A 14,428-nucleotide genomic window follows, 5' to 3' on the forward strand; every position below is an offset into this window, starting at 1 on the left:
TTTCTATTTGCCCAGCATTATAAGCAGACTAAGGAAGGACGACCAGTCTTGATTGGTGATATACACATCAGGAATTTAATATTTTAGCGTGAATCGCCCACACCAGAGTCACTAGAAGCAAAACGACAGGATAAAGCACAAATAAAGACGGCGTAAGTTTATCGCGGCACGGACAATATTTAAGCAAGTGAGTCTAATGTGAAGTACGAAATGGACAATACCCATTGATGATATTTAGATGAGCTTTTACAGTCTTAGCTCCAAATTTAATAATCTTCATCGAGATCATTGGGATCTGAATCTAGTGCGTAAGTGATTTGATCGTAGCTAAAGCCTTGGCCCATTAAAAAACGCACTCGTTTGGCCTTTTCCTTTGCGATGAGATCCCGAGCTTTAGAGCCCTTCACTTCTGTCACACGGGGAATGCCGTATTTTTTGGTGGCTTTATCTTTTGCTAGCTCAAACCAGTCACAATCACAATTAACCAAAGCGGCTTCAATACAGTCTTTAGATAAGCCTTTCTGTGCGATTGCTTGGCGGATGCGTATTGCACCGTGGCCTCGACTGATGTGGCTTCGCACCAACAGTTCGGCATAACGAGCATCATTAATAAAACCGGAGGATTCGCAAGCATCGAGTACAGGTTCGATATCGTTAAGTTCGAAACCTTTTTCGAGCAATTTATCGCGGATTTGTAAACGGGAATAATCGCGGCGCGCTAACAGCGCGACCGCAATTTGATGGGCTGACTGACTCAGAATACTTCGCCTGTCTCTAAATCAATATTGTCCTCAGTACTATCATCAGCTTTGGCAGCCAAGGCACTCGGATTACTCAAAAGCAACTCACGTAGCGTCTTGTCAATTTCAGCCGCAATAGCTGGGTTTTCAGTCAGATATTTGCCAGCATTAGCACGACCTTGGCCGATTTTATCACCTTTATAGCTGTACCAAGCACCCGCTTTTTCAATCAACTTATGGGCTACGCCTAAGTCAACTAACTCACCAGTACGGTTAATACCTTGGCCATAAAGGATTTGGAACTCAGCCTGCTTAAACGGCGCTGCAACCTTGTTTTTCACCACTTTAACGCGAGTTTCGTTACCGACCACTTCATCGCCGTCTTTAATGGCACCAGTGCGGCGAATGTCTAAACGAACAGAAGCATAAAACTTCAGCGCATTACCACCGGTTGTAGTTTCTGGGTTACCGAACATCACACCAATCTTCATCCGAATTTGGTTGATGAAGATAAGTAAGGTGTTAGATTGCTTTAAGTTACCCGCAAGTTTACGCATAGCTTGGCTCATCATACGCGCCGCTAGGCCCATGTGAGAATCACCAATTTCGCCTTCGATTTCAGCTTTAGGCGTTAATGCCGCCACTGAGTCGACTACGATAACGTCAACAGCACCTGAGCGAGTTAAAGCATCACAAATCTCAAGCGCTTGCTCGCCGGTATCCGGTTGCGAACACAGCAGGTTATCAATATCTACGCCCAATTTTTTAGCATAAATAGGGTCTAGTGCATGCTCTGCATCGATAAAGGCACAGGTTTTGCCTTCACGTTGCGCTGCCGCAATCACTTCTAAAGTCAGTGTTGTTTTACCTGATGATTCAGGACCATAGATCTCAACGATACGACCCATTGGCAAACCGCCAGCACCTAAAGCAACGTCCAGAGACAGAGAACCGGTAGAAATGGTCTCAACATCCATAGAGCGATCTTCGCCCAGCTTCATGATGGAGCCTTTACCAAATTGTTTCTCAATTTGGATCAATACCGCAGCAAGTGCTTTCTCTTTATTTGGATCGACCTTCATTCCTGTTCCCTCATCAAGACAAGCATTAAGCTGTCAAAAGTGATATTCAATTTACAAACGGGTAATTCAAAAAGCCGTGCTTTTCGTCTTAATTCTGCTGACTAGTATACTGTACAATCATACAGTATCAAGACCTGTGACTGAATTATTTTTAGCTCATGGGATTTTTAATATGGCCAAGGTTTTAGCGAATATCAAATCCGATATCGCATCCCTTTGACGAATATCCGTCATCAAGGGCTCAATTTTCGGTAAATTATTGCTAAGATTGGCGCAGCAAATTTTGCGTGGTCTTTTTGGCTGAAAATTGTATAGCAGTCTTCTGCTTCTCTAGCGCTTAATCCCCTGTAACCACACAAACTGTATCGCCTTTAGGCAGTCACAACGGACGATAACGATTTAATGAATGTAATTGATACCGATGATTTAGAAAAACATACTCCTATGATGCGTCAGTACTTGACCATGAAAGCAGAACATCATGACATGTTGCTGTTTTATCGCATGGGTGACTTCTACGAGTTGTTTTATGATGATGCTAAACGTGCTTCTGAGCTGTTAGGCATTTCACTTACGGCGCGCGGTAAAAGTGGTGGCGATCCTATTCCGATGGCAGGACTGCCTTACCATGCTGTGGAAGGCTATCTAGCGAAATTAGTTCAAATTGGTCAATCCGTTGCAATATGCGAACAAATTGGCGATCCCGCAACCTCTAAAGGGCCAGTTGAGCGTAAAGTGGTGCGTATCGTCACGCCAGGCACCTTAACCGATGAAGCCCTGCTACAGGAACGCCAAGACAATCTGTTGGCCGCAGTTTATCAAGGTAAAGTCGGTTTTGGTTATGCCACTCTAGATGTTTCATCTGGACGTTTTGTGATTGCCGAACTCGAGACGCGAGAGTCATTAGAAGCAGAATTACAACGCACTAATCCTGTTGAAGTTCTCTACAGTGAAGACTTTGGTGAACTTGCTCTGCTAAACGGTTTTAAAGGCAAACGCCGTCGCCCTGAATGGGAATTTGATTACGATACTAGCATTAAGTTACTGCTAGCCCAGTTTGGCACGAAAGACTTGCATGGTTTTGGTATTGCAGATGCGCGTTTATCACTGCAGGCTGCGGGGTGTTTGATGCAATATGTCAAAGACACTCAGCGCACTGCCCTGCCCCACATCAATGCCATTACCCGCTTTAATCAAACCGATAGCATAGTGCTCGATGCGGCAACTCGCCGTAATTTAGAACTCACTCAAAACCTTGCCGGAGGCCGCGATAATACCTTAGCCGCAGTATTGGATAACACGGCAACGCCTATGGGCAGCCGTATGTTGCAACGCTGGATCCATCAGCCTCTGCGAGATCCTAAGCAAATCAAGGCGCGCCAACAGGCGGTGACTGAACTCCTCGATACCGCTGCCCACGAAGATTTGCATGAGCAGTTAAAGGCACTTGGCGATATCGAACGTATCATGGCAAGACTCGCGCTGCGTACCGCTCGCCCAAGAGACTTTGCCCGTTTACGTCAAGCTCTGGGCTTATTGCCTGAATTACAACAGAGTTTAAACACACTGAGCGCGCCGCACACGACTCAATTACGGCAACACTTAGGTGAGTTCCCCGCTGAGCAAGCCCTGCTTGAGCGCGCGATAGTCGATAATCCACCTATGCTTATCCGCGATGGCGGGGTGATCCGTGAAGGCTACAACAGCGAACTGGATGAATGGCGCGGTCTGAGCGAAGGAGCGAGTGATTACTTAGTACAACTTGAAGCCAGAGAAAAAGAACGTACTGGCATCAATACACTTAAAGTCGGCTATAACCGCGTACACGGCTATTACATCGAAGTGAGCCGTCTGCAATCCTCACAAGTACCGCTCAATTATCAACGCCGCCAAACACTTAAGAATATGGAGCGTTATATCACGCCTGAACTTAAGGAATACGAAGAAAAAGTCCTCTCGAGCCAAGGTAAAGCCCTGGCACTCGAAAAGCAGTTATGGGAACAGTTATTCGATCTTATTCTGCCGAAATTACATGAATTACAGGCTTTTGCTAGAGCTGCGGCTGAGCTTGATGTACTGAGTAACTTTGCCGAGCGTGCCGAAACCTTGGGCTACACTTGTCCAGAGCTGAGCCAAGATATCGGCGTACAGATAGAGGCTGGTCGCCATCCAGTGGTGGAGCGTGTTAGCCAAACGCCGTTTATCGCTAACCCAGTAATCTTACATAATCAAAGACGTATGTTGATTGTGACTGGACCTAACATGGGCGGTAAATCAACCTATATGCGCCAAGTCGCCTTGATTACACTGATGGCCCATATTGGTTGTTTTGTTCCAGCAGATCGCGCCCTGATTGGCCCGATTGATCGCATCTTTACCCGTATTGGCGCATCAGACGATCTGGCCTCTGGCCGCTCAACCTTTATGGTAGAAATGACTGAAACTGCCAACATCCTGCACAATGCCACTGCCAGTAGTTTAGTGTTAATGGATGAAATCGGCCGTGGAACATCCACCTATGATGGTTTATCACTAGCTTGGTCGGCGGCGGAATATTTAGTCCAGCAAGTAGGGGCTATGACCCTATTCGCCACCCATTATTTTGAGCTAACTCAATTACCTGACTTAATGGCAGGTGTTTACAATGTGCACCTTGATGCCATAGAGCACGATGATACCATCGCCTTTATGCATGCAGTACAAGAAGGCGCCGCCAGTAAAAGCTACGGCTTACAAGTTGCGGCGCTTGCCGGCGTGCCAAACAAAGTGATTAAAGCAGCGAAACATAAATTGCAGCAATTGGAGAGTCGCGATCATCAACCAGAAGGAACGAGGACGCCCATTCAAAGCTTACTCGCTTTACCTGAACCGGTTGAAAATCCAGCTTTGACTAAATTAAGTAGCATTAATCCCGATAACTTAACGCCAAAACAAGCGCTTGATTTGCTCTATGAACTGAAACGCTTGAGCTAAACATCAGGTGATCTAAATAAAAGCCTAAAAATAACAACGCCCACTCTATAGTGGGCGTTTTACTTTATGACGTGATCTCACACTAAGTACATTTTCTGGATAGCTTCTCTGAAAGGCACCAGAAGACAGATTTTAGTTTCTAAATAGAGCTTCAACAGATAAACCTTGAGAACCCAATAAATCACGTAAGCGTTTTAATGCTTCCACTTGGATTTGACGAACACGTTCACGGGTTAAACCAATCTCAGCCCCCACATCTTCAAGCGTAGAAGGTTCATAACCTAACAAACCAAAACGACGGGCTAATACTTCTCTTTGTTTTGTGTTCAACTCGTTAAGCCATTTCACCACAGAGTTAGAGATGTCTTCATCTTGCACTTTATAGTCAGGGCCAACACTATCATCATCGGCCAATACATCTAATAATGCTTTCTCGTTATCGCCCCCCAAAGGCGTATCAACAGAGGTAATTTTTTCATTCAGCTTGAGCATGCGGCTCACATCAGAGCTAGAAACTTGCAGTTTTTCAGCAATTTCTTCCGCTGTAGGTTCATGATCCAGTTTTTGTGCTAATTCGCGGGCTGTGCGCAAGTATACGTTGAGTTCTTTAACAACATGAATCGGCAAACGAATAGTACGAGTTTGATTCATGATAGCGCGTTCAATCGTCTGTCTGATCCACCAAGTCGCATAGGTTGAAAAACGAAAACCTCTTTCTGGGTCAAACTTTTCTACGGCACGAATTAAACCTAAATTACCCTCTTCGATAAGATCGAGCAGTGCTAAGCCGCGGTTATTGTAACGACGTGCAATTTTTACGACGAGACGTAAATTACTTTCGATCATGCGATTACGGGATTTTGCACAACCTTTTAAGGCCTTACGGGAAAAGTAAACTTCTTCTTCTGCGCTAAGCAGTGGGGAAAAACCAATCTCACCTAGATAAAGTTGAGTGGCATCAAGATTTTTTTGCAGGTCATCTTGGACCTGTTGTTCTATTCCTAGCTCTTGGACTAGATCGGTGGCAACTTCTTCTTTTTCAAGATCAAAGTCTACGGTTTCTACGGAAAAATCTACTAGTGCTTCTGCGGCAGTGCTATTTATGCGGCTCATGATCAAATCTCCCAAACCTAATTAAACTGCTGAATTAGTGCAATTTCCTATCCTCCATTTGCCAACAAGGCCCCAAACAATCATTGTTTAGGTAAATAAGTAAGTGGGTTTACAGACTGTCCATGGTAACGAATTTCAAAATGTAACATTACCCGATTGGCACCTGTATTGCCCATTTTTGCAACAGTCTGCCCTGCGAGGACATGTTGCTTTTCTTTGACTAAGATCTTATCCGTATGAGCATAAGCACTAAGGTAATCGTCACTATGTTTAATAATCACTAAATTACCGTAACCCCTAAGAGCACTTCCTGCGTATACCACCCGCCCATCTGCAGCAGCTTTGATGATATCCCCCCGATTTCCCGCGATCTTAATACCTTTATTTCCCTGCTCATTGGCAGAATAAGTTCCGATTAACTTCCCTCTTACTGGCCACTGCCACTGACTCACACTGGCTGGCAGTGTTGAGGTGGGTGGAACCATTAGCTGGTTAACATTTTGTTGGTAACTTGTTACAAGGTACGCGGGCTTAGCTTTCTGATCAAGTGTTTTTTTCAGATCGTCACTTGACTTAGCATTAGACTGATAAACCTTATCATCTAATTGTTTTTTATCACCTTTACTTGAGTTAGCATCTGAATTACCCGTCATATTTCCATCTAAAGTCGTAGATTTTGATTGATTACTAGATTTAGCATTAGTTAAATATAAAATCTGTCCAGGGTAAATTGTATAAGGGTTATCTAATTGATTAAGTTTAGCTATTTCAGAAAAGTCTTTCCCTGCAGCCCAAGAAATAGAGTAGAGAGTGTCGCCTTTTTTAACTTTATATGAATTCGATTTAATGTGGCCTTTGCTATTTTTAGAATAGCTATGGGAAATATTTTCGACGGGTGCGGGTCTGCTGGCCTGAAAGCTACAGCCTACAAGCAGAAATATAAAGCAAAGGTTTAAGAGTAAACCCGCATTCAACAATAAAAACTCCTTGGTAAGGTTGTATTACTGTTTATGATGAGAAAATGACGCCTTCTGTGCAAAACAAGCACTTCGCTTAACACAGTAGCACAACACAAAGTTAAGCTAACTCTCCATTAATTAAAGGTACAAATTTAACCGTTTCAATAGTTTCAAAACTAAAGCGGTCAGCATTACGCGTAATACGCATCAATTGCTGAGTATCCTCTCCCACAGGTAAGACTAACACCCCTCCATCAGCCAACTGAGACAATAAAGCTTCTGGTATAGTCGCCGCCGCCGCAGTCACCATAATGGCATCGAACGGACTACGATTAGCCCATCCCAACCAACCATCACCATATTTGAACGACACATTATGCAAATCTAATCGTTTTAAACGCTGTCTTGCTTGAATTTGTAAACCTTTGATCCGTTCGATAGTACAAAGCTGAGGCACCAATTGAGCCAAAATGGCTGCCTGATAGCCCGATCCCGTCCCCACTTCTAACACTCGCTGTGGCATCTTGTGCAGTAAGAGTTCGCTCATACGGGCAACAATATAAGGCTGCGAAATGGTTTGCCCTTGTCCAATTGGCAAAGCCGTATTTTCATAAGCTTTATGGGCTAGCGCATTATCGAGAAACATTTCTCGCGGCGTATGCGATATCGCCTTTAACACGGCTTGATTACGGATCCCCGCATCTTGAAGCTTTTTAGCTAAATTCACCGCCGATGTTAAGGCAACTCGAGTCATATTTTATCTACCCAATTTTGCAATGCCGTTAGTTGTCCGTAGGCGGTTAAATCAACCGTCAAGGGCGTAATTGAAACATAGCCATTGGCGATAGCATGAAAATCAGTGCCCTCTGTGGCATCCTGCTCTTGTCCCGGTGGACCAAGCCAGAAGATTTCACGTCCGGCAGGATCTTGCGTTCGCACTATGCCTTCGGCCTTATGACGAGCACCGAGGCGAGTCACTTTGATCCCTTTAATTTGATCAAGTGGCAAGTCAGGCACATTCACATTTAAGATCTGATCTTTTGCCAAAGGCTGGGCCAACAAACCTTGAACTATCCGCCGAGCATAAACAGCCGCCGATTGATAATGTTCAAATTTTCGACCATTAAGCGAAATCGCTATTGCAGGAAAACCTAAAAAGCGTCCTTCCATCGCGGCGGCAACTGTCCCCGAATATAAGGTGTCATCACCCATATTTGCCCCCGCATTGATGCCAGACACCACCATATCTGGTTCGCCATCACATAATTCTCGGATAGCCAAATGAACGCAATCTGTCGGTGTACCGTGAACGGAAATATAGCCATTATCTAACCTATTAATTCTTAATGGATTAGTCAAGGTTAATGAGTTGCTCGCACCAGAGCAATTTCGATCCGGCCCAACAGTCAGCACAGTCGCTATTTCAGCCAAAGCCTCAGATAAGGCTTTGATACCTGTAGCATTAATCCCATCGTCATTGCTAACAAGGATACGGATCATGACTCTGCTTCAGTCTTAACAGTATCAGTGTTAGCCACTACGTTAGCGTTAATTACCTCAGGCGCAGGCTCCTGCACCAATGTCGCTTGCCATTGCTGCTCTTTAACATCTTGATAATTAACCAACTCTCTCAATAACGATGTTGCAAAACTGCCCGCAGGCAACACAAACTCCAGCACTAAGCCATCGGCGGTTTGTTCGTATTTAAGGCCTTGGGGCTCAAGCAGTAACGGACGGCGTTCTTGCTCTAATCCGGCGTGCTCTAAACCATAGCAATCGTCAGCTAACTCACTCATGGCTAAGGTTTCCACCGCAGCAGCTTCACCTTGGGGTAACATCATGCCGCGCCCCCACAATGGTGCAGAAAGTTGAATGTCTTTTTCAATCAGACGCTTCAATACGATGAGATCCCATTCAGGCGTAACAAAGAAGCTTTTGCTGCCCGCTAACATCACACAATCACCCGCTAAAGGCTTAGTGCCATGGTTGGCTAATCGGTACGACACTACAGTGTTAAACAGATTTGAGCGCACGGCAGACAAATACATGCTGCGCTTATTTCTGTCTTTGACTTTTTTACCCGCCATCATTTGGCGACCAAAGACTAAGTTTTTGCCATCGTGACCAAAGCGCTGCTCACCAAAGTAATTGGGCACGCCCACTTGAGCGACCTTTTCGATACGACTGATAATGTCTTCCACTTGGGTGACATTTCTCAGGGTAAGAATAAAGCGGTTACCGACTAAGGCACCAATTCGCAGTTTCTTGCTGTGGCGGCTGCTCGACAATATGGTCAAACGATCGCTATTGAGCTCCTTCCAAGTAGGCGTTTCTTTACCAGGAATACGCACACCGAACCATTGTTCTGTGATGGCATTTTTATCTTTTTGCCCAGCGTAGGTCACTTCCTTTGGATGCACCTTAGCAAACTTAGCGATCATTTCAGCGACTTGTACTGTATTTAGCCCTTCTTTGCGTACATGCAGCATATGATGTTCACCTTCACCCGTCGGGCTAAAAGGCAAAATCTCTTTCACGATAAAATCGCTATTTTGGGTTCTTAGATCTGCTGTACCTAAAGGCTTACCATACAGATAATGTAATTCGCTCATGGGACTTTTTTACTCTTAAGTTAATCGTGTTTGCGGGCCATAAGTACCACGGCTTCTACCGCAATACCTTCTTTACGCCCGGTAAATCCAAGCTGTTCAGTCGTGGTCGCTTTGACATTAATATCGTCAAGTTCCGCGGTTAAATCGGCGGCTAATATCTGGCGCATTGCCTCTATGTGCGGTGCCATTTTAGGAGCTTGGGCTATGATAGTGACGTCAAGATTGCCTAGCACAAAGCCTTTCGCTCTCGCTAAAGCATAGCAATGACGCAGCAATACGCGGCTATCGGCCCCCTTATAGGCGGCATCGGTATCGGGGAAATGTTTTCCTATGTCACCGAGCGCTAAAGCACCGAGGATGGCATCGGAAATCGCATGCAGTACCACATCACCATCTGAATGTGCGACTAGGCCTGTTTCATAGGGTACTTCCACGCCACAAAGGATAAGTGGCCGCGCCGCACCAAATTTATGCACATCGAAACCATGGCCGATACGGATTTTCATTTAATATTCCTAACGTATTATTTTACTTTGATTATGACTATTTAACGGCACGCATCAAAAACAGTTCGGCTAGCCCTAAATCGTCGGGATGCGTTACTTTTATATTATCAGCACGGCCCGAAACGAGTCCGGGTGATATCCCCGCCCATTCCATCGCCGAAGCCTCATCTGTGACTACCGCACCTGCCGCCAGAGCCGCATTGAGGTAATTTTTTAATTGCTGCGCTGGAAATAACTGCGGCGTCAATGCATGCCATAAATTATCGCGGCACACAGTGGCACTGATTTCACCCTGTTTATTCGCGCGCTTCATGGTATCGCGCACAGGCATAGCCAAAATAGCGCCTTGGGGAAATTGCACTCTGGATGCGAGTAACTTGTCGATATCCGTCGCGGTTAAACAAGGTCTTGCCGCATCATGCACTAAGGCCCAACTGTGCTCGGGCGCAATTTGCAGCGCCGCCAACACAGAATCAGCGCGCTCACCGCCACCTAATACTGTAATCAATTTGGGGTGCACGGCCTGTGGCAGGGTATCGAAGATAGTATCGTTCGAATGTAAGGCAACGATCACTTGAGAAATGTGCGGATGGGACAAGAGCTTATCTAAGGTATGAGCGAGAATACTCTGGCCGCACACCTCAAGATATTGCTTAGGTCTGTCGGCGCCCATACGGCTACCTATGCCTGCGGCGGGAACGATGGCAACCACAGCTTGAGTGACATGCTCAGCTTGGCGCTGCAATTCAATTTGTGTTACCAGATCAGATTGACTATCGGGATTGAATTGTTCATTTAATCCAAGATCTAAATGTCCTAGCTCTGTCATCCTAACTCCATATTACTGAGATGGACTCGATACCGAGCGCTCACCACCCACTACGCGATAGAAGGTCTCGCCTTCTTTAACCATGCCAAGTTCGTTACGTGCGCGCTCTTCGATGGCTTCTGTACCACTTTTCAGATCGATGATTTCTTCCTTTAGCACTTGGTTACGCTCATTGAGTTTGGCGTTACCTTCTTGCTGGGCGGCAATTTGTTTTTGCAGAACGAAATATTCAGGAAGACTATTACCTCCCGACCAAAGACGGAATTGCAGTACACCGAGTAGCACTATGAGTGCAATGACAAAAAATTTCATGGAGGAATTAGCGTCAGTATCTTGGATTAAAAAAATATACAGCAGATAGTACAACAAAAAAGGCCACCAAGTGGTGGCCTTTTTACATCAAATATTAAATTACGCCTGACCTTTGATCTCTTTCAAACCACGGTATGGGGCTTTTTCACCTAATTGCTCTTCGATGCGCAGCAATTGGTTGTATTTAGCGACACGGTCAGAACGACACAGTGAACCGGTTTTGATTTGACCAGCAGCAGTACCCACGGCTAAGTCAGCAATGGTTGAATCTTCAGTCTCACCACTACGATGTGAAATCACGGCGGTATAACCCGCTTCTTTCGCCATACGAATAGCCGCTAAAGTCTCAGTCAATGAACCGATTTGGTTAAACTTGATAAGGATTGAGTTAGCAATACCGTTTTCAATACCACGGGTTAAGATTTTAGTGTTAGTAACGAATAAATCGTCGCCCACTAATTGGATCTTGTCGCCCATGATTTGAGTTTGGTAAGCCCAACCATCCCAATCTGATTCGTCTAAGCCATCTTCGATAGACACGATTGGGTATTGGTCAGCCAATGATTTTAAGAAATCAGAGAAACCGTTCGAGTCGAAGACTTTGCCTTCGCCCGCTAAATCGTATTTGCCGTCTTTGTAGAATTCAGATGCAGCGCAATCCAGCGCTAACGTCACATCAGTACCTAACTTGTAGCCAGCCAGTTCAACCGCTTCTTTGATAATGGCTAACGCATCAGCGTTTGACGCTAAGTTAGGTGCAAAACCACCTTCGTCACCCACAGAAGTGCTTAGGCCTTTGTCGTGTAATACTTTTTTCAGTGTATGGAAGATTTCAGCGCCCATGCGCAGTGCTTCACGGAAAGTTTTCGCGCCAACAGGTTGCACCATGAATTCTTGGATATCAACGTTGTTATCCGCGTGCTCGCCACCGTTTAAGATGTTCATCATAGGCACAGGCATAGAATATTGGCCTGGTGTACCGTTTAATTCAGCGATGTGCGCGTATAAAGGAATACCTTTAGATGCTGCTGCTGCTTTAGCAGCCGCTAAAGACACAGCCAGAATCGCGTTTGCGCCTAACTTGTCTTTGTTTTCTGTGCCATCTAAGTCGATCATGATTTGATCAAGCTCAGCTTGTGCAGTCGCATCTTTGCCTAATAATGCAGCGCGGATGACACCGTTTACGTTAGCAACAGCGGTTAATACGCCTTTGCCTAAATAACGGCTCTTATCGCCATCACGTAATTCTAACGCTTCGCGGCTACCGGTTGATGCACCAGAAGGCGCCGCAGCCATACCCACAAAACCACCTTCTAAATGCACTTCGGCTTCAACAGTTGGGTTACCACGAGAATCCATAATCTCGCGACCAATCACGTTAATAATCTTAGCCATAACACCCTCGATTTAAGTTTAAAGATAAAAGAAAAAACCAATACCTATGGGAATAAATGGAAGTCACATACCGCAGAAAATAACCAAATTCCATTTACGGTTTGCGTCCATACAGATGCAACGGATACGCATGCTGTTTACACCCAGAAGTATTAAGTTCTTATGTTTTAAGTAGCAACGAGTGTAGCAAAAGGCCGGCCCCACTGTCGCGGGTCCGGCCTCACATATTCTTACTTCAGATCACGTTTTTGATGCGCACTTGCCGCAGCAATAAACCCTTCGAACAATGGGTGACCATCGCGCGGCGTTGAGGTGAATTCAGGATGGAATTGACCTGCAACAAACCATGGGTGATCTTTTAATTCGATCATTTCCACCAGCTTACGATCGGAGGACAAACCACTGAAGACCATGCCAGCTTGCTCTAAGCGCTCTCTGTACTTGTTGTTCACTTCGTAACGGTGACGATGGCGTTCAATACAAGTGCTGCCTTTATAGGCCTGAGCCGCTTTTGAGCCATCGAGTAGATGACATAACTGGGCGCCTAAACGCATAGTGCCACCTAAGTCAGATGCCTCATGGCGCTGCTCTAGGTTACCTTCTTCGTCAACCCATTCGGTGATCAAACCCACCACTGGGAATGGCGTTTCTTTATTGAATTCAGTGGAATGAGCATCAGCCATACCTGCGACATTACGCGCAAATTCAATCAGGGCGACTTGCATACCTAAACAAATACCAAAATAAGGTAGTTTGTTTTCACGGGCAAATTTTGCCGCCAGTATCTTACCTTCAACACCACGCTCGCCAAAACCGCCTGGTACTAAGATACCGTCTAAGCCCTGTAGAACTTCATCGCCTTTGGCTTCTACGGTTTGTGAATCAATATACTTGATGGTCACAGATACACGGTTTTTAAGGCCAGCGTGTTTTAACGCTTCGTTGACTGACTTATAGGCATCTGGCAGTTCAATGTATTTACCCACCATACCAATCACGACTTCGCCGTTTGGATTAGCTTCTTGATAAATCACATTTTCCCACTCAGACAAGTCAGCTTCACGGCATTCTAAACCGAAACGCTTAACCACTAAGTCATCCAAACCCTGCGAGCGCAGCAGCGCTGGGATTTTATAAATGCTATCAACATCTTTTAATGAAATAACCGCACGCTCTTCGACGTTACAGAACAGCGAAATTTTGGCTTTTTCATTAGCAGGAATCGCACGATCACCACGGCAAACCAGCACATCTGGTGCAATACCGATAGAACGCAGCTCTTTCACTGAGTGTTGAGTTGGCTTAGTTTTCACTTCGCCAGCAGCACCTAAGAAAGGCACTAAGGTTAAATGCATGAACAGAGTACGATCACGACCCAGCTCAACACCGAGCTGACGGATAGACTCTAGGAACGGCAAGGATTCGATATCACCCACAGTACCGCCGATTTCGACGATAGCGACATCATGGCCTTCGCCACCTGCTAATACTTTTTCTTTAATTGCATTAGTGATGTGTGGGATAACCTGAATAGTTGCGCCCAAATAATCGCCACGACGTTCTTTACGTAATACTTCTTCGTAAATACGACCGGTAGTGAAGTTGTTACGACGATTCATCTTAGTACGAATGAAACGCTCGTAGTGACCCAAGTCGAGATCTGTTTCTGCACCGTCTTCAGTAACAAATACTTCGCCATGTTGGGTTGGGCTCATGGTACCCGGATCAACGTTAATGTAAGGGTCCAGTTTCATGATGGTTACATTGAGACCGCGGGCCTCTAAAATTGCAGCTAATGATGCTGCTGCAATGCCTTTACCTAGTGATGAAACAACGCCACCAGTAACGAAGATATACCTTGTAGTCATGCTGAACCTGAGAAAATGAGTTTGAAAATACGTGCTTGT

At 45.3% G+C, this 14,428-nt stretch carries 13 protein-coding genes; 1 reads left to right on the top strand and 12 read right to left on the bottom strand.

Features of this window, described 5'->3' with window-relative positions; genetic code table 11:
• Positions 1-266 precede the first annotated feature (266 nt).
• Together AAA952_RS18130 and recA are read right to left on the bottom strand one after the other, a co-directional pair.
• Positions 267-737: a regulatory protein RecX gene (locus AAA952_RS18130; protein ID WP_375539965.1), complete on the bottom strand. Its 471-nt coding sequence runs from the start codon at positions 735-737 to the stop codon at positions 267-269.
• A 17-nt stretch (positions 738-754) separates the two neighbouring features.
• On the bottom strand, positions 755-1,822 hold the full coding sequence (gene recA / locus AAA952_RS18135) for a recombinase RecA (RefSeq protein WP_105251812.1): 1,068 nt from the start codon (positions 1,820-1,822) through the stop codon (positions 755-757).
• 402 nt (positions 1,823-2,224) lie between these two features.
• Here recA and mutS point away from each other — a divergent pair, with 402 nt between their 5' ends.
• Positions 2,225-4,795 carry a DNA mismatch repair protein MutS gene (gene mutS / locus AAA952_RS18140; RefSeq protein WP_338258750.1) on the top strand — a complete coding sequence of 857 codons (2,571 nt, stop codon included), beginning with the start codon at positions 2,225-2,227 and terminating at the stop codon, positions 4,793-4,795.
• 132 nt (positions 4,796-4,927) lie between these two features.
• On the opposite strand, the gene rpoS is transcribed toward mutS, so the two are convergent.
• The 10 genes from rpoS to AAA952_RS18190 form a co-directional block, all read right to left on the bottom strand.
• Positions 4,928-5,908 (bottom strand): RNA polymerase sigma factor RpoS, encoded by a 981-nt coding sequence (gene rpoS, locus AAA952_RS18145; protein ID WP_028761361.1) that lies wholly within the window; start codon positions 5,906-5,908, stop codon positions 4,928-4,930.
• An 80-nt stretch (positions 5,909-5,988) separates the two neighbouring features.
• Positions 5,989-6,885: a peptidoglycan DD-metalloendopeptidase family protein gene (locus tag AAA952_RS18150; RefSeq protein ID WP_338258751.1), complete on the bottom strand. Its 897-nt coding sequence runs from the start codon at positions 6,883-6,885 to the stop codon at positions 5,989-5,991.
• 100 nt (positions 6,886-6,985) lie between these two features.
• Positions 6,986-7,621, bottom strand: coding sequence for a protein-L-isoaspartate(D-aspartate) O-methyltransferase (locus AAA952_RS18155; RefSeq protein WP_263199896.1), 636 nt, complete (start codon positions 7,619-7,621; stop codon positions 6,986-6,988).
• The gene (gene surE / locus AAA952_RS18160; RefSeq protein ID WP_338258752.1) at positions 7,618-8,367 is read right to left on the bottom strand and encodes a 5'/3'-nucleotidase SurE; all 750 of its coding nucleotides are present in this window, start codon (positions 8,365-8,367) and stop codon (positions 7,618-7,620) included. Before surE ends, AAA952_RS18155 begins: the two co-directional genes overlap by 4 nt.
• Positions 8,364-9,479 carry a tRNA pseudouridine(13) synthase TruD gene (gene truD, locus AAA952_RS18165; protein ID WP_338258753.1) on the bottom strand — a complete coding sequence of 372 codons (1,116 nt, stop codon included), beginning with the start codon at positions 9,477-9,479 and terminating at the stop codon, positions 8,364-8,366. The genes surE and truD overlap by 4 nt, the downstream gene beginning before the upstream one ends.
• A gap of 20 nt (positions 9,480-9,499) precedes the next feature.
• Positions 9,500-9,985, bottom strand: coding sequence for a 2-C-methyl-D-erythritol 2,4-cyclodiphosphate synthase (gene ispF / locus AAA952_RS18170; protein WP_168822943.1), 486 nt, complete (start codon positions 9,983-9,985; stop codon positions 9,500-9,502).
• Between the two features lie 37 nt (positions 9,986-10,022).
• Entirely contained in the window at positions 10,023-10,814 is a 792-nt protein-coding gene (gene ispD, locus AAA952_RS18175) for a 2-C-methyl-D-erythritol 4-phosphate cytidylyltransferase (protein ID WP_338258754.1), read from the bottom strand.
• A 12-nt stretch (positions 10,815-10,826) separates the two neighbouring features.
• A complete protein-coding gene (gene ftsB / locus AAA952_RS18180) occupies positions 10,827-11,126 on the bottom strand; it encodes a cell division protein FtsB (protein WP_105253074.1) in 300 nt (99 codons plus the stop codon).
• A 99-nt stretch (positions 11,127-11,225) separates the two neighbouring features.
• On the bottom strand, positions 11,226-12,521 hold the full coding sequence (eno, locus tag AAA952_RS18185) for a phosphopyruvate hydratase (protein ID WP_105251763.1): 1,296 nt from the start codon (positions 12,519-12,521) through the stop codon (positions 11,226-11,228).
• 230 nt (positions 12,522-12,751) lie between these two features.
• The gene (locus AAA952_RS18190; protein WP_338258756.1) at positions 12,752-14,389 is read right to left on the bottom strand and encodes a CTP synthase; all 1,638 of its coding nucleotides are present in this window, start codon (positions 14,387-14,389) and stop codon (positions 12,752-12,754) included.
• Between the last annotated feature and the right edge of the window lie 39 nt (positions 14,390-14,428).

Origin of the sequence: Shewanella sp. M-Br (genome assembly GCF_036245925.1) — a bacterium.
Taxonomy (GTDB): Bacteria; Pseudomonadota; Gammaproteobacteria; order Enterobacterales; family Shewanellaceae; genus Shewanella; species Shewanella oncorhynchi.

Excerpts from the sequence above, each read along its gene's own strand:
- eno (WP_105251763.1), bottom strand. The coding sequence starts at position 12,521 with ATGGCTAAGATTATTAACGTGATTGGTCGCGAGATTATGGATTCTCGT.
- recA (WP_105251812.1), bottom strand. The coding sequence starts at position 1,822 with ATGAAGGTCGATCCAAATAAAGAGAAAGCACTTGCTGCGGTATTGATC.
- AAA952_RS18155 (WP_263199896.1), bottom strand. The coding sequence starts at position 7,621 with ATGACTCGAGTTGCCTTAACATCGGCGGTGAATTTAGCTAAAAAGCTT.
- rpoS (WP_028761361.1), bottom strand. The coding sequence starts at position 5,908 with ATGAGCCGCATAAATAGCACTGCCGCAGAAGCACTAGTAGATTTTTCC.
- surE (WP_338258752.1), bottom strand. The coding sequence starts at position 8,367 with ATGATCCGTATCCTTGTTAGCAATGACGATGGGATTAATGCTACAGGT.
- AAA952_RS18190 (WP_338258756.1), bottom strand. The coding sequence starts at position 14,389 with ATGACTACAAGGTATATCTTCGTTACTGGTGGCGTTGTTTCATCACTA.
- ispD (WP_338258754.1), bottom strand. The coding sequence starts at position 10,814 with ATGACAGAGCTAGGACATTTAGATCTTGGATTAAATGAACAATTCAAT.
- ispF (WP_168822943.1), bottom strand. The coding sequence starts at position 9,985 with ATGAAAATCCGTATCGGCCATGGTTTCGATGTGCATAAATTTGGTGCG.
- ftsB (WP_105253074.1), bottom strand. The coding sequence starts at position 11,126 with ATGAAATTTTTTGTCATTGCACTCATAGTGCTACTCGGTGTACTGCAA.
- truD (WP_338258753.1), bottom strand. The coding sequence starts at position 9,479 with ATGAGCGAATTACATTATCTGTATGGTAAGCCTTTAGGTACAGCAGAT.
- mutS (WP_338258750.1), top strand. The coding sequence starts at position 2,225 with ATGAATGTAATTGATACCGATGATTTAGAAAAACATACTCCTATGATG.